The 23,192-nt window shown below is 64.7% G+C and carries 20 protein-coding genes and 2 tRNA genes; 12 read left to right on the top strand and 10 right to left on the bottom strand.

Translation table 11 applies throughout. The annotated features are described in order from the left end of the window. Positions 1 to 130 precede the first annotated feature (130 nt). Together QM615_RS20365 and QM615_RS20370 are read right to left on the bottom strand one after the other, a co-directional pair. Positions 131 to 763: an IMPACT family protein gene (locus tag QM615_RS20365; protein ID WP_269593754.1), complete on the bottom strand. Its 633-nt coding sequence runs from the start codon at positions 761 to 763 to the stop codon at positions 131 to 133. A 10-nt stretch (positions 764 to 773) separates the two neighbouring features. Continuing rightward, positions 774 to 2,522 (bottom strand): ABC transporter ATP-binding protein, encoded by a 1,749-nt coding sequence (locus QM615_RS20370; RefSeq protein WP_283278821.1) that lies wholly within the window; start codon positions 2,520 to 2,522, stop codon positions 774 to 776. Positions 2,523 to 2,652: 130 nt separating this feature from the next. Between QM615_RS20370 and QM615_RS20375 the strand changes: the two genes are divergently transcribed. After that, positions 2,653 to 3,078: a MarR family winged helix-turn-helix transcriptional regulator gene (locus QM615_RS20375; protein WP_231893809.1), complete on the top strand. Its 426-nt coding sequence runs from the start codon at positions 2,653 to 2,655 to the stop codon at positions 3,076 to 3,078. A gap of 12 nt (positions 3,079 to 3,090) precedes the next feature. Here QM615_RS20375 and QM615_RS20380 read toward each other — a convergent pair whose 3' ends face one another. Both QM615_RS20380 and QM615_RS20385 read right to left on the bottom strand, forming a co-directional pair. Next, entirely contained in the window at positions 3,091 to 5,004 is a 1,914-nt protein-coding gene (locus QM615_RS20380) for a bifunctional copper resistance protein CopD/cytochrome c oxidase assembly protein (protein ID WP_269593980.1), read from the bottom strand. Between the two features lie 209 nt (positions 5,005 to 5,213). Further along, the gene (locus QM615_RS20385) at positions 5,214 to 6,371 is read right to left on the bottom strand and encodes an XdhC family protein (protein WP_269593752.1); all 1,158 of its coding nucleotides are present in this window, start codon (positions 6,369 to 6,371) and stop codon (positions 5,214 to 5,216) included. A 146-nt stretch (positions 6,372 to 6,517) separates the two neighbouring features. Here QM615_RS20385 and QM615_RS20390 point away from each other — a divergent pair. From QM615_RS20390 to QM615_RS20400, 3 genes are all read left to right on the top strand, one after another. Beyond that, a tRNA-Arg gene (locus QM615_RS20390) sits at positions 6,518 to 6,590 on the top strand. A 70-nt stretch (positions 6,591 to 6,660) separates the two neighbouring features. After that, positions 6,661 to 7,803 (top strand): N(5)-(carboxyethyl)ornithine synthase, encoded by a 1,143-nt coding sequence (locus QM615_RS20395; RefSeq protein WP_149406282.1) that lies wholly within the window; start codon positions 6,661 to 6,663, stop codon positions 7,801 to 7,803. A gap of 14 nt (positions 7,804 to 7,817) precedes the next feature. Next, complete coding sequence (locus QM615_RS20400; RefSeq protein ID WP_269593751.1) at positions 7,818 to 8,927, top strand: methyltransferase; 1,110 nt, start codon at positions 7,818 to 7,820, stop codon at positions 8,925 to 8,927. Positions 8,928 to 8,990: 63 nt separating this feature from the next. Here the strand turns inward: QM615_RS20400 and QM615_RS20405 are convergent, their stop codons facing one another. From QM615_RS20405 to QM615_RS20415, 3 genes are all read right to left on the bottom strand, one after another. Then, on the bottom strand, positions 8,991 to 9,224 hold the full coding sequence (locus QM615_RS20405) for a hypothetical protein (protein ID WP_032394788.1): 234 nt from the start codon (positions 9,222 to 9,224) through the stop codon (positions 8,991 to 8,993). Between the two features lie 23 nt (positions 9,225 to 9,247). Beyond that, positions 9,248 to 10,432 carry a fatty acid desaturase family protein gene (locus QM615_RS20410; protein ID WP_068050025.1) on the bottom strand — a complete coding sequence of 395 codons (1,185 nt, stop codon included), beginning with the start codon at positions 10,430 to 10,432 and terminating at the stop codon, positions 9,248 to 9,250. A gap of 63 nt (positions 10,433 to 10,495) precedes the next feature. Beyond that, positions 10,496 to 11,608 carry a ferredoxin reductase gene (locus QM615_RS20415; RefSeq protein WP_094670061.1) on the bottom strand — a complete coding sequence of 371 codons (1,113 nt, stop codon included), beginning with the start codon at positions 11,606 to 11,608 and terminating at the stop codon, positions 10,496 to 10,498. A 195-nt stretch (positions 11,609 to 11,803) separates the two neighbouring features. On the opposite strand from QM615_RS20415, the gene QM615_RS20420 reads away from it, so the two are divergent. Together QM615_RS20420 and QM615_RS20425 are read left to right on the top strand one after the other, a co-directional pair. Beyond that, complete coding sequence (locus tag QM615_RS20420; protein WP_149406285.1) at positions 11,804 to 12,430, top strand: TetR family transcriptional regulator; 627 nt, start codon at positions 11,804 to 11,806, stop codon at positions 12,428 to 12,430. A gap of 29 nt (positions 12,431 to 12,459) precedes the next feature. Continuing rightward, positions 12,460 to 13,284, top strand: coding sequence for an alpha/beta fold hydrolase (locus tag QM615_RS20425; RefSeq protein ID WP_269593979.1), 825 nt, complete (start codon positions 12,460 to 12,462; stop codon positions 13,282 to 13,284). Here QM615_RS20425 and QM615_RS20430 read toward each other — a convergent pair. Further along, positions 13,281 to 14,603, bottom strand: coding sequence for an MFS transporter (locus QM615_RS20430; protein WP_269593750.1), 1,323 nt, complete (start codon positions 14,601 to 14,603; stop codon positions 13,281 to 13,283). The two genes, QM615_RS20425 and QM615_RS20430, sit on opposite strands and share 4 nt — an antisense overlap. An 83-nt stretch (positions 14,604 to 14,686) precedes the next feature. On the opposite strand from QM615_RS20430, the gene QM615_RS20435 reads away from it, so the two are divergent. From QM615_RS20435 to cmrA, 3 genes are read left to right on the top strand one after another with little or no spacing between them, the layout of a single operon-like run. Beyond that, positions 14,687 to 15,214, top strand: a complete 528-nt coding sequence (locus tag QM615_RS20435) for a PadR family transcriptional regulator (protein WP_269593749.1) — start codon at positions 14,687 to 14,689, stop codon at positions 15,212 to 15,214. Next, complete coding sequence (locus QM615_RS20440; RefSeq protein WP_283347843.1) at positions 15,211 to 17,256, top strand: NADPH-dependent 2,4-dienoyl-CoA reductase; 2,046 nt, start codon at positions 15,211 to 15,213, stop codon at positions 17,254 to 17,256. Before QM615_RS20435 ends, QM615_RS20440 begins: the two co-directional genes overlap by 4 nt. A 23-nt stretch (positions 17,257 to 17,279) precedes the next feature. Continuing rightward, a complete protein-coding gene (gene cmrA, locus QM615_RS20445) occupies positions 17,280 to 18,083 on the top strand; it encodes a mycolate reductase (protein ID WP_068050011.1) in 804 nt (267 codons plus the stop codon). A gap of 48 nt (positions 18,084 to 18,131) precedes the next feature. Here cmrA and QM615_RS20450 read toward each other — a convergent pair whose 3' ends face one another. After that, positions 18,132 to 19,856: a helicase HerA-like domain-containing protein gene (locus tag QM615_RS20450; protein ID WP_283347844.1), complete on the bottom strand. Its 1,725-nt coding sequence runs from the start codon at positions 19,854 to 19,856 to the stop codon at positions 18,132 to 18,134. Between the two features lie 94 nt (positions 19,857 to 19,950). Here QM615_RS20450 and orn point away from each other — a divergent pair, with 94 nt between their 5' ends. From orn to QM615_RS20465, 3 genes are all read left to right on the top strand, one after another. Next, positions 19,951 to 20,562: an oligoribonuclease gene (gene orn, locus QM615_RS20455; RefSeq protein WP_283347845.1), complete on the top strand. Its 612-nt coding sequence runs from the start codon at positions 19,951 to 19,953 to the stop codon at positions 20,560 to 20,562. Between the two features lie 78 nt (positions 20,563 to 20,640). Next, positions 20,641 to 20,716 (top strand) — tRNA-His (locus tag QM615_RS20460). Positions 20,717 to 21,039: 323 nt separating this feature from the next. Next, positions 21,040 to 21,789: a M23 family metallopeptidase gene (locus QM615_RS20465; RefSeq protein WP_269593746.1), complete on the top strand. Its 750-nt coding sequence runs from the start codon at positions 21,040 to 21,042 to the stop codon at positions 21,787 to 21,789. A gap of 20 nt (positions 21,790 to 21,809) precedes the next feature. Here QM615_RS20465 and QM615_RS20470 read toward each other — a convergent pair whose 3' ends face one another. Next, positions 21,810 to 23,003 carry a L,D-transpeptidase gene (locus QM615_RS20470; protein ID WP_283347846.1) on the bottom strand — a complete coding sequence of 398 codons (1,194 nt, stop codon included), beginning with the start codon at positions 23,001 to 23,003 and terminating at the stop codon, positions 21,810 to 21,812. Between the last annotated feature and the right edge of the window lie 189 nt (positions 23,004 to 23,192).

The raw sequence follows: 23,192 nt of genomic DNA on the forward strand, positions 1-23,192 counted from the left end.
ATCGATATCGACACTGCTACGCGGAAGACGTCCGTGGTGAACGAGTCGGCGAAATGTGGACAACCGGCCGGCCTGTGGATGAAGCACCCGAATCGGGGCCCGTGCGACCCGAGAATGTCGGGACCGTGTGCTAGTCGGGAATCTCGGCGTACATGTGGCCGTCGAGCTCGGGGATCACTCGCCCCGCAGTGAGCGAAGCAACCAGCGCCGCAGTCGAATCGGCGTCCGGAACCGCGACGGTCAGTACCGCGGACGCGCCGTAGGAGGTGCCGACCACGAAAACCCCGTGCCCGCGTAATTCCGATTCCACACGACCGACCTCGGCGTGGTCGAGTTCGAGAGTCATGATCTCGCGTCGTTCCCGGGTCAGGAACATCGCTCCGGACAACGCCTCGGTCACCGCGCCGCCGTAGGCACGGGCCAGTCCGCCGGTGCCCAGCTTGGTTCCGCCGAAATATCTGCTGACGACCGCGACGACGTTGGTCAGGTGATGCCCGCGCAGCACGTCGAGCATCGGTGTACCTGCCGTACCGCTCGGTTCGCCGTCGTCGTTGGATCGCTCGATGCGCGGATCCGGCGGCGACACATCGACGATGAACGCCGAACAGTGATGTCCGGCAGCAGGATCGGCCTTGCGGGACGCCTCCATCACAGCTCGCGCCTCGGCTTCCGTGGCCGCGCGATCGACGACCGCGAGAAACCTCGACTTCTTGACCTCGATCTCGCACTCGACACGACCGGCGATGGTACGCAGTGGGATCACCCGATCTCACTCATGCGGCAACACTGTCCACCACATCGTCTGCGGCTCGGACCAATTGGGCGTACATGCCGTCGTTCTCCAACAGGGATTCGTGGCTTCCGACCTCACGAACGACGCCGTGATCGAGTACTGCGATGCTGTCCGCGGAGCGCACCGTGGACAGTCGATGCGCGATGAGGATGGTCGTTCGCCCGTTCATCAGGCCGTCGAGCGCGGTTTGCACTGCGCGTTCGGTGCGATTGTCGAGGGCGCTGGTCGCTTCGTCGAGCACCAGGATCGGTGGATTGCGCAACACCGTTCGGGCAATGGCGATGCGTTGCTTCTCACCGCCCGAGAAGCGGTATCCGCGTTCGCCGACCATGGTGTCGTACCCGTCGTCGAGGCCGTCGATGAAATCGTGGATCTGTGCCGTTCGGGCCGCCGCGAAAATCTCCTCGTCGGTGGCGTCGGGTTTGGCGAATCGTAAGTTCTCTCGAATGGTGGCGTGGAACAGGTACGTCTCCTGGGAGACGACGCCGACCAGGTCGGCGATGTTCTCCGACGCCATCTCCCGCAGGTCGATGCGGTCGATCGTCACCGATCCGGCCGTCGGATCATGCAGCCGCGCAACGAGATAGCCCAGAGTCGTCTTGCCGGACCCGGTTGCGCCGACGAGAGCGAGCGTGCTGCCTGCCGGGACCTCGAGGTCGATGCCGGTCAAAGTCGGAACCGTTGCCGAGGTGTAGGTGAAGTCCACGGCGCGGAAGGCGACGTCTCCGCGGACGGACTCGCGAGGCAGCGCCACCGGATGGGCGGGCTCGGCCACGTCGATCGGCAGATCGAGGTACTCGAACACTCGCCCGAACAGGGCGAGCGAGGCCTGCACCTCGACGCCGGTGTTGAGCAATTGCATGGTGGGCCGGAACAATTGGGTCTGCAGAGCGGTGAACGCGACGAGAGTTCCGATCGTCAGTGCGCTCCCCTGCCCGATGGTGATGCCGGCGAACCAGTACACCAGAGCAGGCATGACGGCGAAACTGATCTGGATCGTGGCCATGCGCCACTTCCCTGCCATCATCGCCGCGAGTTCGACGCCGGCCACTTCGTGGGATCGGTCGGCGAACTTCTCGGTCAAGACCTGTGCGGAACCGGTGGTCTTGCCCAGCAGAATGCCGCTGACCGAGAGTGATTCCTCGATCTGCACCGACAGGTCGCTGAGCAGCTTCTGTCGCTTGGTGGAGATCTTGCGCCGCTCGTCGCCGATGCGGCGAGCGACACGGACGAAGACCGGCAGGATGATCAACGAGAACGTGGCGAGCTTCCAGTCGAGCAGGAAGAGTGCGACCACCGTCGCGGCAACGGTCGTCGCGTTCTGCGCGATGGACGTTGCGGTATTGGTGACCACCGATTGCATGCCGCCGATGTCGTTGGCGATGCGTGATTGCACCTCGCCGGTGCGGGTGCGTGCGAAGAATCCGAGGGATTGGCGTTGCAGGTGCGAGTAGACCTGGACGCGTAGATCGTGCATGAGTCGCTGACCGACGCCGTTGGACATCCAGGTCTGCACGACGCCGAGAGTGTTGGTGGCGACTGCGACTGCGATCATGCCGAGTGCGATCAGGCTGACGAGCGTGACGTCGCGGTCGGGTATCGCATGATCGAGGAGTTCGCGGAGGAGTAAGGGGGACGCGAGCGCGATGATCGCGCTGACGACGATGATCGCGCTGACGACGGCGATCTTGCGGCGGTAGGGCGTGAACAGAGCCAGGACTCGGCGCACGGGTGCTGGATCGGACGCGAGGAGAGAACGTTCGGGTCGGCTTTCCAAGTAGACCTCCGTGATAGCTGAAGTAATATGCAGAGGCTACCTCACTATGAGGTGGTGAGCAACCGTCGCTATGATCCCGTACATGGAAACCGGACACTCGCCCAACCTGAGCGAGCAGTTCATGGCCGTCGCGCGGCAGATCCGGCGCAGCCACATGACTGCGTTGGAACCGTTCGGCCTCAATCCCTCTCAGAGTCGGGCCCTGCACGTGTTGGCGCGCGAGCCGGAGTCCGTGCGACTACGCGATCTCGCCGAGCACCTGCGCATCGTCGCGCGATCGGCCACCGACATCGTCGACTCCCTCGAGGCGGCGCACCTGGTGATCCGGCAACAGGATCCGAGCGATCGGCGAGCCGTCCTGGTCGAGCTGACCGACACCGGCCGCGCGCTGTTGGACAGAATCGACGACGCGCGCCGTCAGGTGTCGTCGGAAATGTTCGACGGCCTCGAGCCCGCGGAACGCGACGAGCTGAACCGACTGTTGAGCAAGATCGCCGAGACCGGCTGAACCGACCGAGTACTACTGCTCACCGGTCCGTTCGCGTCGTGCGAGCTCGGCGAACATCGCGTTGTGCGCGGCCAGGTCGGCATCGTGATCGCGCTCGGCGGCGCGGTCACTGCGCCTGGCATCTCGATCGTCGCTGCGGGTCCATTGGATCAGCAACGCCAGCATGACGAGCACCAGTGGAACCTCGCCCGTGGCCCAGGCGATTCCGCCGCCGAGCTTCTGATCTCCGAGCAGGTCGGAGTTCCAGTCCAGCCCGAGCGTCCGGTAGAACCAGCCACCCATCACGGTGTGCATGCTCATCAGAGCCACTCCGAAGAAGGCATGGAACGGTAGCGAACCGAACACGACGGCGAGTTTGGTGACCGGAGCGATCTTGCGCGGAGACGGATCGACTCCGATGACGGTCCAGTAGAACAGGTAACCGCTGAGCACGAAGTGCAGGTTCATCAGAAGGTGCGCGCCGTGACTGTCCAGTACCGCCCCGAAGATTCCGCCGAGGTAGAGCACGTAGAAGCCGCCGACGAAGATCAGCGCCGCGACGAGCGGGTGGGTGACGAACTGCGAAAGTCGACTGTGCAGGCCCATCAGCAACCACTCGCGCATCCCGGGGACGCCGTCCTTGCCTGCCGCAGGCAGTACCCGCAATGCCAGCGTCAGCGCGCCACCGAGCGCGAGGAGGACGGGGGCCAGCATCGAGAGCATCATGTGTCCGGTCATGTGCACGCTGAACACGGCCGTGGAGTAGCGACCGATTCCCGAGGACGTGCTGATCAGCAGCGTGAGGCAGCCCAGCACCCACGCGACAGTACGGCCGACGGGCCATGCGTCGCCGCGCAGCCGCAGACGGCGGACTCCGATCAGGTACACCACGGCCATGACGATTGCCGCGGTGCCGAAGATCAGATCGAAGCGCCAGTCCAGAGCCATGCGCGCGAACGTCGGCGGGCCACTGAGGTTGTACCCGAGTGCCGCTTCCGTGGTCGTGAGGTTGGGGTCGATCTCGGCGGGGGGCGGTGTGCGGCCGAGCCCGACGGCCAGGCCGATGGTCGCAGCGAGGACCAGCACCTCGGCACCGGCGAACCGGAGCAGCGGCCCGCGGGCCGTGGGATCGGCGATCAGGGCCGGTAGGGCGCGGCGGCGCTGCATCCAGCCGAAGCCACCCAGCACGATCAGGGCGACGATCTTGCCCACGATCAGCAGGCCGTAGGTGGTGGTGAACAGGTCGGCGAGCGAAACCCGGACCAGGGCGTTGATGACGCCGCTGATGCCCATGACCACGAAACAGACTCCGGCGATCGTGGAGAATCGGCGAGCCGCGACATCGGCGTGTGCACCGCGCCTGCGAACGTGCGCCAGCAGCGCGAACAATCCGCCCGCCCACAGCGACGCGGCCCCGAGGTGCAGGATCAAGCTGTTGGTGGCGATGTCGTGCGAGCCGCCCGCCGAGGAGTGTCCGCTGAGCGCGATCGGCAGCAGCGTCGCGAGGGAGAACCCGAGCAGTGCGGGCGTCCAGGCCCACCGCAACACCGTGCGCGACGCGATGGCGAGCACAACGGCCATGATGGCGGTCCAGCGCCAGGCACTGGCGATCTCCACCTGGTCGAGCGCAATCCACAGGTTCGCCGGTTTGATGGCCTCGGCGAACGGCTGCCCCGAGGTGTCGGACAACGTCAAAGGCACCAGAAGCAGGGCGCAGACGGCCCAGATGATCGACGCCACCGAACCGGTCCGGACCGCGCGGTAGCCGTCGACGTCGAGAATCCCGTTCTTCTGCGGCGGTACGAGGAACGCGGCCAGCAGAAAGGATCCGATGGCGATGACGGCGGCGATCTCGCCGATGGCCCTCAGCGCAGGCAGACCGTACGTGGTGGCCGGGCCCGGATCCGGGATTCCGAGCAATACCAGCGCATCGGAGGCGGAGAGCATCACGATGAGTGCGGCGACCACACCGGCGATGACGCCTGCGGTGGCGAACACCGTCGTCGTGGTCGACCGTGGATCGTCGTTCGTCGAACCGTCGTTCGCCCGGACATCGTCCGCCGGGAGTTCAGCGGTCGAGGGTTCGGGCTTCTCGAGATCCGGTGTTGCCATACCACCAGAGTAAGAGGTGATCGGGAGTACTCGAAACGCGAGTCCTACACAGCGTCGTACTTGTCCGTGCTCGCGGCCTCGGTCGCGTCGTGATGGATGCGACCGTGTCGGGCGCGCAGCGGTTCACCGGTACCGCCCCAGCGGTGGGCGATGATCTCCGCTGCGATCGACACGGCCGTCTCCTGCGGGGTGCGCGCGCCGAGATCGAGACCGATCGGGCTGGCCAGACGAGTGAGTTCCGTCTCCGTCAGACCGGAAGCCCGCAACCGAGCCATGCGGTCGTCGTGGGTTCGGCGCGATCCCATCGCGCCGACGAACGCCAGCGATGGAATGCGTAACGCCACCTCGAGCAGTGGCACGTCGAATTTGGGGTCGTGGGTCAACACACAGACGACGGTGCGTTCGTCCACCTCCCCCGCCGCGATCTGTGCGGATAGATAGTCGTGCGGCCACGCGACCACGACCTGCTCGGCTGCGGGGAACCGCTGCGGAGTCGCGAAGACTGCCCGTGCGTCGCAGACCGTGACGCGGTACCCGAGGAATGCGCCCTGCTGCGCCACCGCGGCAGCGAAATCGATGGCTCCGAACACCAGCATCCGCGGCGGCGGAGCGTGGCTCGAGACGAACACCTCCATCCCCTCGCCCCGTCGCTGGCCGTCGGGCCCGTAGGTCAGGACAGCCGAACGGCCCGCGGCGAGAAGCCCTTTCGCATCGTCGGCCACGGCAGCGTCGGCACGCTCGCTGCCGAGCGAGCCTCGGGTGCCCGATTCTCCGACGACGATCCTGCGGCCGACCCGTTCCGGATCGCCGTGCGCGACGACTGTCGCCATCGCCACGGGCACATTGGCACGAACGTCCGCGACGAGGGCCTCGAATTCGGGAAACGTCTGTCGGGTGAGCACTTCGACGAACACGTCGAGCGTTCCGCCGCAGGTGAGCCCGACGGCGAACGCATCGTCGTCCGATACCCCGTATCGGGTGAGCACCGGAGCCCCGGTGCGCATGACGTCCTGCGCGAGTTCGTAGACCGCGCCTTCGACGCAGCCGCCGGAGACCGAACCGGCCACCGCACCGTCGGAACCGACGAGCATGGACGCTCCGACCGGACGCGGCGCGGAATCGAAGGTGCGGACCACCGTCGCGACCGCTGCCACGTCGCCGGACTGCCAGGTGCGCAGCGCGTCGTCGAGGACGTCGTGCACAGCACCTCCTTCGACCTGGGGTCGGAACGATTCCGAAACCACCGCTTTCCCGCTGCGACCATCGCCCAACCCATGCCGGCGCGATCGGCGTATACGGAAAGGTACACTCGTCAACCGTGCTCGAGCGGGTCCGCCCGCACGTGCCAGCCTCCGTAGCTCAGGGGATAGAGCAAGGGCCTTCTAATCCCTTGGTCGCAGGTTCGAATCCTGCCGGGGGCACCCTCTGACCAGCAGAAACGTAAGTCCGTTCGGCTCACTGTGGTTGACTTCGCATAACGAAGGGTCACACGTGCATCAGCTCACTCTCGGAGTCCTCTCACGTTCGCGCAAGCCCGATGAGCGGCGACTACCGATTCACCCACTGCATTTCGATCGAATAGATGCCGATATCCGCGCCCGAATGTTCCTCGAATCCGGCTACGGCGAGCCGTTCGGAATTTCGGACGAGCACCTGGCCACCCAGGTGGCGGGCATTCGCACGCGCGACCAACTCATCGCCGAGTGCGATGTGATCCTGTTGCCCAAGCCCCAGGCCGAGGATCTCGCATCCTTGCGCCCAGGGCAGACACTGTGGGGCTGGCCGCACTGCGTACAGGACGAAGAGCTCACCCAGATCGCCGTCGACCGCAAGCTCACGCTGATCGCCTTCGAGGCGATGAATCACTGGACCCACGAGGGCTCGTTCAATCTGCATGTGTTCCACAAGAACAACGAGTTGGCCGGCTACTGCTCGGTGCTGCACGCACTGCAACTGATCGGGTCCACCGGTGATTACGGTCGCCGGTTGCGGGCTGCGGTCATCGGTTTCGGTGCCACCGCTCGCGGTGCGGTCACTGCACTCAATGCCCATGGCATTCACGATGTGGACGTTCTCACCCAGCGCGGCGTCACTGCGGTGAGTTCGCCGATCCACTCGGCCAACATCGTCAACTTCGATCTCGACGACGCCGATCCACGCCAGAGTCGGGCCCTCACCCCCGACGGCCGCGTACCACTGTCGAGCTTCCTCGCCGACCACGACGTCATCGTCAATTGTGTTCTGCAGGATACTAATTCACCACTGACATTCTTGACGAACCAGGACCTGCCGACTCTCGCGCCTGGCACCCTCGTGGTGGACGTCTCGTGCGACGAGGGCATGGGGTTCGAGTGGGCCAAGCCCACGTCGTTCGCCGATCCCATGTTCACCGTGGGCGACAACGTGCGCTATTACGCCGTCGACCACAGCCCCTCGTACCTGTGGAACTCTGCTACCTGGGAAATCAGCGAATCTCTGCTGCCGTACCTTCGGATCGTGCTCGACGGCCCCTCGGCGTGGAGTACCGATTCCACCATCGAGCGTTCGATCGAGATCAGGGGCGGCATCATCGTGAACCCGAATATCCTTGCCTTCCAACATCGCAGTGCGGAGTACCCGCACACCGCAGCGTGAACGAAGCGCACGGCATGAGCATCACGTGGATCGAGGACGGTAGCGAGCGGACGTGCCGCTGGCAGTCGGAGAACGGCGCTCCCGCACCCCGCACGGTACGCATCGTCGACGATTCGACGACGGCAGACGTGGCATACAAGCTGGCCACGATCGGCGAGGCTCTGTTGTGGCGCGGCGATTACAACAATGCTCGGCAGCTGCTGTCGGCGATGACCCGGCGGGTACCAGCGGCCAAACAGACTTCCGACGCGTCACCTGCGGAGCAGTTTCATCTGCATCGTCAACATCAAGCCAGACGTGCCCGCGTGCTGGGAATGCTTCTGGTGGAACTCGATTCGAGCTTTGGACTCGACCTGGGCCGAGCTCCGGAAGTCCGTGCAGCCGTAACAGAGGCGCTCGGCCCCGACGCCGCGCCGTGCGTGCTGTCGTTGCGCGAGCTGCTCGGCATGGTCGGCGCACACGAATGGCGTCGCAAGGGTGTCTTCGTGCCGGCGCTGAATGCCTCGATCCACCCGCACTACGGCGTCTTCTCCCCCGTCCGCGGCGAGTACATCCAACTCGTCGCCGACGCACCGCTGCCGGACACGGACCGAGCGTTCGACATCGGCACCGGCTCGGGCGTTCTGGCGGCAGTGCTCGCCCGCCGCGGCGTGACCTCGGTGGTCGCGACCGACAAGGATCCGCGGTCGATCGCGTGCGCACGAGCCAACGTCGATGCTCTCGGATTCGCCGATCGGGTCGAGGTGGTGCAGGCCGACATCTTCCCGTCCGGGCGTGCGGGACTGATCGTGTGCAATCCGCCGTGGATTCCCACGAAACCCACGTCGGGCATCGAACATGCGGTGTACGACCCCGGGTCGCGAATGCTCAAGTCCTTCCTCAGCCGACTCCGCGGGCACCTGACGCCGAACGGTGAGGCGTGGCTGATCGTGTCCGACCTCGCCGAGCTGCTCGGATTGGTCACGCGCGCAGAACTTCTCACCGCCATCGACGCGGCAGGCCTGGCCGTCCTCGGCCGAACCGACACCACCCCGACGCATTCGCGCGTCACCGACAGCTCCGACGTGCTGCACACGGCACGCTCACGCGAAACCACGTCACTGTGGCGGCTCCGCGCACGCTGACAGTGGGCACACGACAGCGCCGCCCGAGCATTGCTCGGGCGGCGCTGGTGGATCCGGTACTTCTTACCGTTCGCGGGTCTCGAACTCGCCGTTGATCACGGTGCCCAGCGGCGCGTCACGCTCCGCCTTCTTCGCCGCCTCACGCATTTCGATTCCGTCGGTGATCAGATCACCGATTTCACGAGTGACGTCGCGGACGGCTCCGGCGATGATCACCACGATCCGGCCGACGTGAGTCGCGGCCGATTCGGTGAACTCCTGCACGGTGTCCTTGTTGCGCTCGAACTTTCCTACCAACAGGACCGCCCCCTTCGAAGTCGTCACGCTGCGCTGGTCTTCTTACGCTCGACGATAACACCGGCCGGAGCCGCCGATCCTGTGAGCGAGTTGGGCAGGGCGAGCTTGAAGATCTTGCCCCACACGGTGCCGATCTGGTGAAAGAAGCCGCCGGTGTTGTAGGGCAGGTCGTACTTCTCGCACAGGGCCTTGACCTCCGGCGCAATCTGCGGGTAGCGGTGCGCGGGCAGATCGGGGAACAGGTGGTGCTCGATCTGGTGCGAGAGGTTGCCCGACATGATGTGGAACAGCGGAGTTCCCTCGATGTTGGCCGATCCCAGCATCTGTCGCACGTACCATTCGCCGCGGCTCTCCTCGGCGGTCTCTTCCTTGCTGAAGGTCTGGACTCCGGTCGGGAAGTGGCCGCAGAAGATGATCGAGTAGGTCCACACGTTGCGGATGAGGTTGGCGGCGACGTTGCCGACCACGGTGGACGCGAAGAACGGGCCGGTCAGCGCGGGGAAGATCACGTAATCCTTGAGGGCCTGCTTACCCGCCTTGCGCCACATGCCCTGCAGCAGCGGCTTGACGTCGTGCCACTTGCGCTTGCCCGCGACGATGTTCTCCGTCTCGAGGTCGTGCAGCATGACGCCCCACTCGAAGAACGTCATCAGCAGGAACGCGTACACCGGGTTGCCGAGGTAGTACGGGTTCCACTTCTGGTCCTGATCCATACGCAGGATGCCGTAACCGATGTCGCGGTCCATGCCGACGATGTTGGTGAACGTGTGGTGCATGTAGTTGTGCGAGTGCTTCCACTGGTCTGCCGGGCAGACGGTGTCCCACTCGAACACCTCGGAGTTGAGGCCGGGCTCACGCATCCAGTCGTACTGGCCGTGCATGACGTTGTGGCCGATCTCCATGTTGTCGAGAATCTTCGCCACTCCGAGGGCACCGACGCCTGCGAGCCATGCAGGCGGAAGGAAGGGCAGGTACATCAACGCGCGTCCGGCGACCTCGAGGCCGCGCTGCGCCTTGATGATCTTGTAGATGTATTCGCGGTCCTCGTCACCGAGCTTGGCGACGGTGCGGGCGCGCAGGTCGTCGAGTTCGCGGCCCAGTTCCTCGACCTGTTCGTAGGTCAGCACGGTCGGCTGATCCGGCAGGGTCTCGTCACGTCGGAAGGGCAGGACGGTGGTGGGCAGGATCGAGAGAATCGTTCCGAGCATCTGATGATCTCCAATTCGATCGGGTCGAGATGGGTCTTGGGGTTGTCGCTGTTCGAGGTGGATCTAGATGTCGATGTCGACGTCGCCCACGGCAACGGACACGCACAGCTGGATCTTCTTGTCCGATTCGGTGTCGGTCTCACCCGTCTTGATGTTCTTGGTGCAGCCGGACTTCTTCACCGAGGTACAGGTGAAGCAGATACCCATCCGGCAGCCGTTGGCCGGTGAGAGTCCCGCTGCTTCGGCCTGTTCGAGCAGCGTCTCGCCGTCGTTCTCCGAGGACACGTCGCTGCCGGAGAACGTGGTGGTTCCGGTGACGTCGTCGCTGACGGTGGCGAACGAGGGTGTGAACTCCTCGAGGTGCAGCCGCTCGCTGAGACCTGCGTCGTCGAAGTAGGACGTCACGCTCTTCATCAGTCCGGGAGGTCCACACAGGAAGGTGTCGGCCTCGGCGAACCACGGGGCCACCGCATCGAGATGTTCCTGGCCGAAGAACCCGTGCAGGTCGCCGCCGGTCTTCTGCTCGGTGTACGCGAAGACGATGTTCACGTTCTCGTGCTGGGCGGCGATCTTCTCGAGGTCCTTCTTGTACGCGACGTCGTTTTCGGTGAACGCGTAGTGCAGGAAGGTCAGGTCGCTGCTGTACCCCTCGTCCAGCAGCGACCTGAGCATGGACAGCACCGGCGTGATACCGCTGCCACCGCTGATCAGCAACGTCTTTGCCGGGCGTGGTTGGGGAAGCTCGAACGTGCCGTCCGCCTGCGACAGGCTGACCACCAGGCCGACGTACGCGTTCTTGTGCAGGTACTGCGACACCAGACCCTCGGGATGCGCCTTGATCGTCAGTTCGATCCGGCCGTCCTTGCGGTACTGCGAGCACGCGGGCGAGTAGCAGCGGGTGTGGCGTACTCCGTCGATGACGACTCCGACCTGAACGAACTGGCCGGCCTTGAAACCCTTCCACTGACGCGTGGGACGGATGGTGAGCGTCAACGAGTCTTCGGTGGACCGGTGTATCTCGGTCACTTCGCCGCGAAGGTCACGAACGGTCGTCATCGGGTCGACGAGTTCGAGGTAACGATCGAGCGCGTGGGGCGTGGCCATGGCCTCGAACAGGGAAAGAAGCGAGAACTTGCGCGAACCCGAGGCCCGCGACGGACGTTCTTGAAGCGTCATTCCATCCTCCCTTACCGGATCGAAACCTACGACCCATTCAGTGAACGATTGTGCACTAACATGAGTGTGGCAGAGCGACACCGGTACCTGTCAACGTTTATGTGACCGCCGTTACAGAGCGAATCGACAGTTCTGTGGGTGCCGGGGAGGAACCGGAAGGGAGATCACAGAGTGCGCGCCCATAAACTGGACGTTGTGACAGAACCGGGGACCCGCGCCGAGCGCAAGGAGCGCACGCGGCAAGCACTGATCGAGGGCACCCTGGACCTGCTCCGCGAGCGTTCCTTCGCCAGCGTCAGCCTCCGTGAGGTCGCTCGATCCGCCGGCATCGTCCCCACCGCGTTCTATCGACACTTCGCTTCCATGGAGGACCTCGGCGTCGCTCTCGTCGAGGACAGCATGCGGATGCTGCGACAGATGCTGCGCGACGCCCGACGCAACCCCAGCACCAAGACGGCCACCGAGTCCTTCGGCATCCTGGTTCGCCAGGTTCGCTCTCACGAGGATCAATTCCGCTTTCTCAGTCGCGAACGGTACGGCGGCGTGACCGGAGTGCGCCGCGCCTTCGCCACCGAACTACGACTGTTCGTCAGCGAGCTGACCATCGACCTGTCCCGCATGCCCGGGCTCGAGCAGTGGGACGTCGCCGATCTGGAGATGACCGCCGACCTGCTCGTCTCGACGATGCTCACCGCGGTGGTCGGCCTGTTGGAAATCGACAGACCGGGTAGTCAGAACGAGAAGGATCTGATCGAGCGGACCGAGAAGCAGATCCGCATGATCATGCTCGGGATGAGCCGATGGGAACCACGACGGGCTTGACCGTTCGAGAACGAGACGGCCGCGAAGGGATGTTCATGACCGAGGTAAATGTCGGCGAGTACGTGTTCGAGGTCGAGATGTCTGGACCACCGGACGGCGTTCCGGTGGTTGCGCTGCACGGCTTTCCGCAGACCAACGCGTCGTGGACCGCGGTAACGCCCGGCCTGGTCGCCGTAGGCTGTCGCGTGATCGCCCCGAACCAGCGGGGCTACTCCCCCGGTGCGCGTCCGGTCGGCGTCGAGCACTACCGCATCGAACATCTCACCGGCGACATCCTCGGATTGCTCGACACGCTCGAGCTGCCGTCGGCGCATCTGGTCGGACACGACTGGGGTGCGGTGGTCGCCTGGCATCTCGCAGCCGAACATCCGGATCGCGTACGTACTCTCACGGCGGCGTCGGTCCCGCATTCGGCCGCGTTCAACTGGGCCATCCGCGAGGATCCGGATCAGCAGGAACGGTCGACGTACTTCGGTCTGCTCCGAGAACCGGAGAAGGCCGAGCGAGTTCTGGTCGAGAACGACGCACAGCGGCTGCGCGCGATGTTCGGTGCGGACAGCCTCGACGACGAATACGTTCGGCATCTCACCGTCCCCGGCGCGCTGACGGCCGCATCGAGCTGGTACGCCGCGATGACCAGGGAGTTCGCAAACCTTCCTCCGGTGACCGTGCCCACCACCTACGTCTGGAGCAACGGCGACACCGCCATCGGTCGAGCTGGAGCGGAGCGCTGCGGCGAATTCGTCGATGCGCCGTACAGATTCGTCGAATTGGACGGCATCTCGCACTGGATCCCGGAAGAAGCGCCCGAGGAACTGACGGCCGAGATACTGGCCCGTATCGAGTCTGTCTAGACCTGTTCGGGTGCGCGTACCTTCAGCAGCGCCAGCAGGCCGGCAGCGAGGACGATGATCAGCCCGGCGATACCCGCGCGATCGGCGTCGAACATCCACACGAACAGACCGAACAGCGACGGCGCGAGGAACGAGGCGGCGCGTCCCGTCGTAGCGAACAGTCCGAAGAATTGACCTTCGCGTCCCGGTGGAGCCAGCCGAGCCAGGAAGGTGCGGGCGGACGACTGCGCCGGCCCGACGAACAGGCACAGGATCAGCCCGAAGATCCAGAACATCGTCGGTCCCGAGACGAACAGCAGAATCGTCCCGGCGGCGATCATGCAGGTGAGCGAGAAGACGATCACCTTCTTCGGGCCGATTCTGTCGTCGAACCGTCCGGCCACGATCGCTCCGAGCCCGGCGATGACATTGGCAGCGACACCGAACAGCAGGACATCGCCTGCTCCGATGCCGTAGACGCTGACAGCGAGAACGGCACCGAAAGTGAAGACCCCTGCCAGCCCGTCCCTGAACAGTGCACTGGCGATGAGGTAGTAGACGGCGCGGCGGTCTGCACTCCACAGCTCACGGACATCACGGAACAAGACGCGGTACGAGGCCGCGAAGCCGGCCTCTGCGGCCTTCGGATCGGCGACGGCGCGGGGTACCTCGGGAACGGCGAGCAGCACCGGGATGGCCGAGACGGCGAACCACACGGCAGCGAGTAGAGCGACGAGTCGGATGTTCAGTCCGCCGTCGGTGCTCAGCCCCAGAACTCCGCGGGTGTCACCGTCGCCGGCGATGAAACCGACGTAGCACAGGAGCAGCAGTACGATTCCGCCGAAATAGCCCATGGACCAACCGAACCCGGATACTCGGCCGATGTTCGCCGGAGTGGAGACCTGCCGCAGCATCGAGTTGTACGGGATGCTCGCCAGCTCGAACATGATGGATCCGAGACCGAGCAGCAACAGGCCGAGCCACAGATAGTGGTAGTCGTCCTCGACGAAGAACAGGCCGGCCATGGCGACGACCGTCAGCGCGGTCAACACCCCCAGCAGCCACTTACGTTTGCCGCGCGCGTCGAAGTACTGCCCGCAGACCGGCGCGAGTAGTGCGATGACAACGCTGGACACGGCAATCGACCAGCTGAACCAGGTGGTGGCCGAGATGGAACCGGGCAGATCGTCGCCGACGGCGTCGGTGAGATACACCGAGAACACGAACGTGAGAATGACGGCGTTGAACGCGGCCGAGCCCCAGTCCCAGAACCCCCAGGCGGTGACCTGCTTACGCGTTGTGGCGACTCCGACGACAGCGGCCTCCGGCTGGGTTCCCATGGTTGCCAACACTAGACCGCGGCATCCGAATTCATCGGTGCACCTAGTTGCATAGTCACCGTGTTGCATACATACTCTCGGGTGTGGCTTTGGAACACGCGATTCTGGTTTCCCTCACCGAGCTCTGCGGCTCGGGGTACGAGCTCGCCCGCCGCTTCGACAAGTCGATCGGATTCTTCTGGAGCGCAACGCATCAGCAGATCTACCGGACGCTGACGCGGATGGACGGGGCTGGGTGGATCACCGGAGAGGCAGTCGCGCAGGACGGCCGGCCGGACAAGAAGGTCTACTCCGTCAGCGCTGCGGGTCGCGCGGAGCTCGATCGCTGGATCGCCGCTCCGACCGATCCTTCGCAGCTACGCGAGGAGCTCGCGGTCAAGATCCGCGGGGCCGCCAACGGTGACATCGATGCTCTCAAGATCGAAGTCGCCCGCCATCGCGATGTTCATGCCACCCGCCTCGACGTCTATCGACTGATCGAGAAGCAGGACTTTCCGGCCCCCGCTGCCCTCACCGGCACCGCGTTGCATCAATACCTGGTGCTGCGCGGCGGAATTCGCGTCGAAGAAGGATTCACCGAGTGGTGCACCGAGGTATTGGAGAAGCTGTGAAGACCGAGCAGACTGCTGGCCCGTATCCGATTCTGTTGTCTCCGTTGGATGTCGGCGCAACCACGCTGAAGAACCGCGTGATCATGGGATCGATTCACACCGGCCTCGAAGATCGCGCCCGCGACACCGGCCGCCTGGCGGCCTACTTCGCCGAGCGTGCCCGCGGCGGAGTCGCGCTGATCATCACCGGGGGCTATGCCCCCAATCGCACCGGTTGGCTGTTGCCGTTCGGAGCCAAGCTGACCAACCGCATCGAAGCCCGTCGGCATCGCCGGATCACTGCTGCCGTCCATGACGAAGGCGGCAAGATCGCACTGCAGATCCTGCATGCCGGGCGCTACTCCTACCAGCCGCTGAGCGTGTCGGCGTCGTCGATCAAGGCTCCCATCAATCCCTTTCGGCCGCGGCGACTGACATCGAGGGGCGTCCGCTGGCAGATCCGCAACTACGTACGCTGCGCCCGGCTCGCGCAGAGCGCCGGCTACGACGGCGTCGAGATCATGGGCGGAGAGGGTTACTTCATCAACCAGTTCCTCTCCGAGCGCACCAACAAGCGACGTGACGAGTGGGGCGGTTCGGCGAAAAACCGTCGGCGGATGGCCGTGGAGATCGTGCGGCAGACGCGAGCGGCCGTGGGCCCCGACTTCCTCGTCGTGTTCCGGCTGTCGATGGCCGATCTGGTCGAACAAGGCCAGAGCTGGGACGACATCGTCGCGCTGGCCGAGGACGTCGAAGCTGCGGGTGCGAACATCATCAACACCGATATCGGCTGGCACGAGTCGCGGGTGCCGACCATCGTCACCTCGGTTCCCCGCGCCGCATTCGCGGACATCACCGGCAAGCTCGAGAAGCACGTGTCCATCCCGGTCGCCGCGTCCAATCGCATCAACATGCCCGAGATCGCCGAGAACATTCTGGCTCGCGGCGACGCGCAGTTGATCGCGATGGCCAGGCCGATGCTGGCCGATCCGTTCTGGGTCGAGAAAGCCGCCACCGACTCCGCCGACCGGATCAACACGTGCATCGCCTGCAATCAGGCCTGCCTGGACCACGCCTTCGTGCACAAGAAGGTCTCGTGCCTGGTCAACCCGCGTGCCGGACGCGAGATCGACCTGCAACTGCTGCCGACGAAGATGACCAAGAAGGTGGCGGTCGTCGGAGCCGGACCCGCAGGCCTGGCCGCCGCGCTCAATCTCGCGCAACGCGGACACGCCGTCAGCCTCTTCGAGGCCAGAGACGAGATCGGCGGGCAGTTCGGAATCGCGCGACTCATACCCGGCAAGGAGGAGTTCGCCGAGACGATCCGGTACTTCTCCAGTGCACTTCGCAGCGCAGACGTCGCCGTTCACCTCGACACCCGAGTCACCGCCGCCGAACTCGTCGCAGGCGAGTTCGACGAGGTGGTGCTGGCCACCGGCGTCACTCCCCGAATGCCGAGTATCCCCGGCATCGAGCACCCCTCGGTCCTGTCGTACGCAGAACTGGTGCGCGACGGCAGGCCCGTCGGCGATCGGGTCGCGGTCATCGGTGCAGGCGGTATCGGTATCGACATCTCCGAGTTCCTCACCACCGACGCCTCCCCCACCTTGGATCTGAAGGAATGGAAGCAGGAGTGGGGCGTCACCGAGCCCGAGGCCGCGCCGGGGGCGTTGACGACTCCGGTACCCGCACCCTCTCCGCGTGAGGTGTATCTGCTGCAACGCAAGCCGGGACGCATCGGCGCAGGACTGGCGAAGACGACCGGCTGGGTTCATCGAGCTGCACTGAAAGCCAAAGGCGTGCATCAGCTTTCGGGTGTCAACTACGAGAAGATCGACGATGCGGGCCTGCACATCTCCTTCGGTGACAAGCACGAGCGTCCCCGCGTTCTCGAGGTGGACACCATCGTGATCTGCGCCGGCCAGGAATCGGTACGCGACTTGGTCGACGACCTGAAGGCCGCGGGCACCACCACGCACATCATCGGCGGTGCGGACGTCGCTGCGGAGCTCGACGCCAAGCGGGCCATCGAGCAAGGCACCCGGCTCGCGGCCACGATCTGATCTGTCCGCTAGCCTGTCTCACCGTGAGCCTGCCCAAGCCCAGCCCAGATGCCCGCGCCGTCGTCACCGGAGCCTCTTCCGGAATCGGTGAAGCCCTGGCCACCGAACTCGCCGCCCGAGGTCATTCACTGATCGTGGTGGCTCGACGCGGCGAATTGCTCGAGGCGTTGGCCGCAAAGCTCACGGCCGAGTACGGCGTCACCGTCGAGGTGCGTCAGTCGGATCTGTCGAACCGTGAGCAGCGACAGGAACTGGTGACCGAGCTGTCCGAGCGCGAGATCTCGATCCTGTGCAACAACGCAGGGATAGCAACGTTCGGGCCGTTGTCCGGTCTCGATCCCGCGTACGAGCGCGACCAGGTCGAGCTCAATGCCGTTGCGGTGCACGACCTCACACTGGCGGTCATGCCCGGCATGATCGGTCGCGGAGCGGGCGGCATCCTGATCACCGGTTCGGCGGCGGGTAACATGGCCATCCCCAACAACGCGACCTATGCAGCGACCAAGGCCTTCGTGAACACGTTCTCGGAGTCACTGCGCGGTGAGCTGGCGGGTACCGGAGTCAACGTCACCCTCCTCGCTCCCGGCCCGGTCCGCACCGAGACACCGGACCCGGCCGAGGCCTCGATCGTCGACAAGATGGTTCCCGATTTCTTGTGGATCGACAGCGCCTACACCGCGAAGGTGTCTCTCGAGGGCCTCGAGAAGAACAAGATGCGCGTCGTACCGGGTCTGCTGAGCAAGGGCATGTCGGCGGCCGGCCAGTACAGCCCGCGCAGCATCTCCGCACCGATCATCGGCAGCTTCTACAAGAAGCTCGGCAACTGATACCCGAATTTTGGTCGTTCCGCGGGCTCCACTCCCGACTGAGCAAGCTCAGCGTCGGCGGCGACGTCCGGTTCCGAAGATGCTGCGCGAGATCTCCCGTCCGGCAGCCGAGGCGGCCGATCGAAGGAAGCTCTTGACGGCAGGGTTGCCCATGATCCGCTCTGCGGCCGACGGCCCATCCGGCTCGCTCGGCGGTAGATCCGGCAGATCCGCAGGCAGGGGCGGGATGTCGAACTTCTCGGCCGGGGCCGGTACGTTCGCCACCCGCGCGTTCATCCGCTCGTAGGCCGACTCGCGGTCGATCGTTTCTCGGTACTTCGAGGACAGAGTGCTCGACGACGCGGCCGCCGCGATGGCGTCGTTGCCGATGGTGTCCATCAGAGAGCGGGGCGGCCGAATCTTGGTCCACGCCACAGGAGTCGGTGCACCCTTCTCCGAGAGCACCGTCACGATCGCTTCGCCGGTACCCAACGAGGTCAGCGCCTTCTCCAGGTCGTAGGCGTCGGTCTTGGGGTACGTGCGGACCGTCTTGTTCAAGGCCTTCTGGTCGTCGGGCGTGAAGGCGCGCAGGGCGTGCTGAATCCGCGCACCCAATTGCGAGAGAACACCGTTGGGGACGTCGGTGGGCAGCTGCGTGCAGAAGAAGACACCGACACCCTTGGAGCGGATGAGCTTGACGGTCTGCTCCACCTGCTGCAGAAACGCCTTCGAGGCGTCGGCGAACAGCAGGTGTGCCTCGTCGAAGATGAAGACCAACTTGGGCTTGTCCACGTCACCCACCTCGGGCAGCGTCTGGAACAGATCGGCCAGCACCCACATCAGGAACGTGGAGAACATCACCGGCCGCGAAGCCTGCGCCCCGAGCTCGAACAGGGCGATCACGCCTCGGCCGTCCGGCCCGACGCGCAGCAGGTCCTCGGTCTCGAGCTCGGGTTCGCCGAAGAAGGTGTCGCCGCCGTCTGCTTCGAGGTTGACCAGCGCGCGCAGAATCACCCCTGCGGTGGCCGAGGAGACTCCGCCGATGCCCTTCAGGTCGGCTTTGCCCTCGTCGCTGGTCAGGTGCATGATCACCGACCGCAGGTCTTTGAGATCGAGCAGGGCGAGCCCCTGCGAATCGGCCCAGTGGAAGATCAAGCCGAGAGTGGATTCCTGAGTGTTGTTCAGCCCCAACACCTTGCTGAGCAGAATCGGCCCGAAGGCGGTGATGGTGGCGCGAACCGGGACGCCGATTCCGTCGGTACCCAGGGAGAGGAACTCCACCGGATGGCCGGCGGGAGCCCAGTCCGGAATACCGGTGTCCGCTGCTCGGCTGCGGACCTTCTCGTTGTCTGCTCCCGGCTGCGACAGGCCGGACAAGTCACCTTTGACGTCGGCCATGACCACGGGAACGCCTGCGGCGCAGAGCTGTTCGGCAATGCCCTGCAGCGTCTTCGTCTTTCCGGTTCCGGTGGCCCCGGCCACCAGTCCATGTCTGTTCAACGTGGCCAACGGAATTCGGATACGAGCGGACGGATCGGTGACGCTGTCCAGCACCACGGTTCCCAATTCCAACGCGGCACCCTCCGACGCGTATCCGGCGGCGATCTCGGCGGCCTTGCCCGTCGATGCCTGCGGCTGCCCCTGTTCCGCGGCCAACGCCTCGGCTTCGGCGGCGTCCGCTGCGGCCAGAGCTTCGGCGGCAACCCGTGCCGCTTCGACGGCGGCGGCCTTGGCAGCCCTCGCCTTCTCTGCCGGGCTGAGCGTGGGTGCCGGCTGCGTCGGGTCGACTGTCATGTCCGCGTCCTCCATGAACGTGTGCTGATGCTGAACTGGCTCGATCGCCACCGCAAACCCTAGTGGCACAGCAGCTCGCACTAGTGTGGTGCGAGTGCAGGACAAACTTGTGTGGATCGATTGTGAAATGACCGGCTTGGACCTGAGCAAGGACAAGCTGATCGAAATTGCGGCGCTGGTGACCGACAGCGAGCTCAACATCCTCGGGGAGGGTGTCGACATCGTCATCCATGCCGACGACGACGCGTTGGCGAACATGCCTGCCGTCGTCACCGACATGCATGCCAAATCGGGCTTGACCGACGAGGTGCGCGCGTCGACGGTGACGCTGGAGGAAGCCGAGCAGCGCGTCCTGGCGTACATCAAGGAGCATGTCCCGGTGGCCGGGACCGTTCCCCTCGCGGGAAACTCCATCGGCACCGATCGCGGCTTCATCTCTCGCGACATGACCGCGCTCGACACCTACCTCCACTACCGCATGATCGACGTCAGCTCGATCAAGGAACTCGCCCGCCGGTGGTACCCGCGGATCTACTACGGACAGCCACCCAAGGGCCTTGCGCACCGCGCCCTGGCGGACATCAAGGAGTCGATCAAGGAGCTGCAGTACTACCGCCGGACTGCCTTCGTAGCGCAGCCGGGGCCGTCCACCAGCGATATTGCAGCTGTCGTTCAAGATCTCGACACGCAGTCAGGGGCGGATTAGCAACCCGGGATTCAACCCGCTAGTATTGTCGACGCTGCTGATGGAGAGCCCGAAAAGGTTCTGCGGATGCGTGCAATGGTGGGCGTAGTTCAGCTGGTAGAGCACCAGGTTGTGATCCTGGATGTCGCGGGTTCGAGTCCCGTCGCTCACCCCATACGAACAAGGCCGGTCTCCTCGTGAGGCCGGCCTTTTTCGTGTCTCCATTCCCCGAGCGACGAGCCCTCCGGTGCCGCCGCGACCACGCTGACCTCGAATTACGTTGTTGTAATTCAACTTTCAGGTTTCTTGTGGGGTTAATGTGACGTACGGTTACCAATGGCACTTTTGGGGAAGAAAAGTACCAATGTGATTCATGTGTTTTTTGCTACGTGAGTTCAGCGTGCCCCGAAGCGTCACCGAACATGTTCTTACGTCCTGCGCGCACCCATCCGAGGTGCGCGGAGGACGCAGACGAGGAGGCTTTTCGTGGGTCGCAGAATGCACAGAGTCATAGCGGGTTCGATCTTGTCGGCAGCACTGTGCATCGGCACAACCGGCTTGCTCAGCCCAGCGGTGGCCACCGCTCAACCCACCATCGAACTCCCCCAGATCCCGATACCGCAGCCCGACGCGCAGCAACGGGCCGCGATTCTCGCGGCCGTTCTGGACGCCACCGGCGTCCTCATCAACCAGGTGGCAGCGATCGTTCTCGACAGCGACGTGCTCTCCGCACCGGACTCACCGGACGCTCCGAGCGCCGCGGAAGTACCCGAGATCGAACTCCCGACCGCTCCGCCGACCATCGGGCTCGGTGGAGCAGTGCTGCCCATCGATGCAGGCGACTACCGCATCACCTCCGGCTACGGCGGGCGCAACAACCCGACCGGCAACGGCGCGCAGTTCCACCAGGGTGTCGATTTCGCTGCGGACAGCGGAACTCCGATCCACGCGGTCACCGGCGGAACCGTCGTTCAGGCCGGAGACGCAGGCGACGGCTACGGCAAGCTCGTGCGGGTCAAGAGTGGCAACACCGAGACCTACTACGGCCACCAGTCCAGCATCGCGGTCTCGGTCGGCGACGAAGTGGCACCGGGCGATGTACTCGGCGCAGTCGGCAGCACCGGAAACTCGACCGGACCGCATCTGCACTTCGAGGTGCGCAACAACGGTTCGAGCGTCGAACCGGTGGCCTACCTGAAGACGCTGGGTATCGATCCCTCGCTGTACCAGACTCGCGACCGAAGCTGATCGGCCGAACCACGGTCCGATCAGACCGTGGTGGCGTTCCCGGCCTTCCACTCGTCCCACGGGACGTTCCAGTCACCGAGGCCGTCGGTACCCGACAGCGTTCCACCGACGGTGTTCTTCACGACGACGATGTCGCCGCGCTTGGTGTTGTCGTAGACCCACTTCGCATTGGTGGGGCTCAGGTTCAGGCACCCGTGCGAGGCATTGGAATAACCCTGCTGTCCCACCGACCACGGTGCGGAGTGGAAGAAGATGCCGCTGTAGGACATCCGCGTCGCCCAGTCGACCGGGGTGCGGTATCCGCTGGACGAATTCACCGGCACACCGTAGGTCGAGGAATCCATCACGAGATGTTCGAAGCGGTCGCCGATGATGTAGACGCCGTTGTCGGTGGGCGTGCTGTCCTTGCCCATCGATGTCGGCATGGTGATGACGTCCTGGCCGTTGACGTTGAACGTCACCTGCTTGGTGTTGTCGTCGGCGGTGGCGATGACCGCATCACCGATCGTGAACGAGGTCGTGGCGTTCTCCTGACCGAAGATGTCGTCACCGAGATCGCGTCCGTACACGTTCACCGCCACGTCGACCTTGGTGCCCGGTGCCCAGTAGTTCTGCGGACGCCAGCGAACTTCTTTGTTGTTGACCCAGTAGAACGCGCCCTCGACGGCTGGCGTCGTGGTGACGGTGATGGCGTTCTGTGCGGCCACTTTGTCGGTGATCGGTTCGTCGAACTGAACCGCGACCGGCTGACCGATTCCGACGATGTCGCCGGGGTTCGGCAGAACGTAGGGCTTGGTGAAGTTGCCGGGTTGGCTGGTGGTGAAGCTCGATACCGTGCTCGACGCTCCCCCGAGTCCGTACGCGTCGGCTTGGACGCGGTATTCGCGGTCGTAGCCGAGCGGTTCGGTGTTGGTCCACGACAGTCCGTCGGGCGAGATCGCGCCCGAGACCGGCACGCCTTCCGGGTTGAGCATCGTCACCGAGGACAACTTGCCGTCGGCGACCGAGACGGTCACCGGGTCCGCCGGCGAGAATCCGACGGCTCCGTCGAGGACGCTGGAGGTCAGCTTCGGCTTCATGAGCTCGGTCATCGGGTTGGAGTCGATCGGCACCGACGGTTCGGAGACGTCCGATGCAGAACTACATCCCGACAGGACTGCCACCGAAGCAACCACTCCCACCGCGGCGAGTACGAATCCGCGATACACCCTCATGAATCACACCACTTCCCACTTCGAGCCCGACCCGGACGATTGTGCCAGCGGAAAATCGGACACTCCACTCGACAGCCCGTTCGATGAGTAACGTTCGAGTACCAATCGCAGACCAGGAAGTTCGTGTTACCTCCCATCCGCCTCTCACCAGCTCCCGGGCGGACATCACCGCTCCTGGCGGGGCACAGT

The organism is Rhodococcus sp. IEGM 1341 (assembly GCF_030056895.1).
Classification (GTDB): domain Bacteria; phylum Actinomycetota; class Actinomycetes; order Mycobacteriales; family Mycobacteriaceae; genus Rhodococcoides.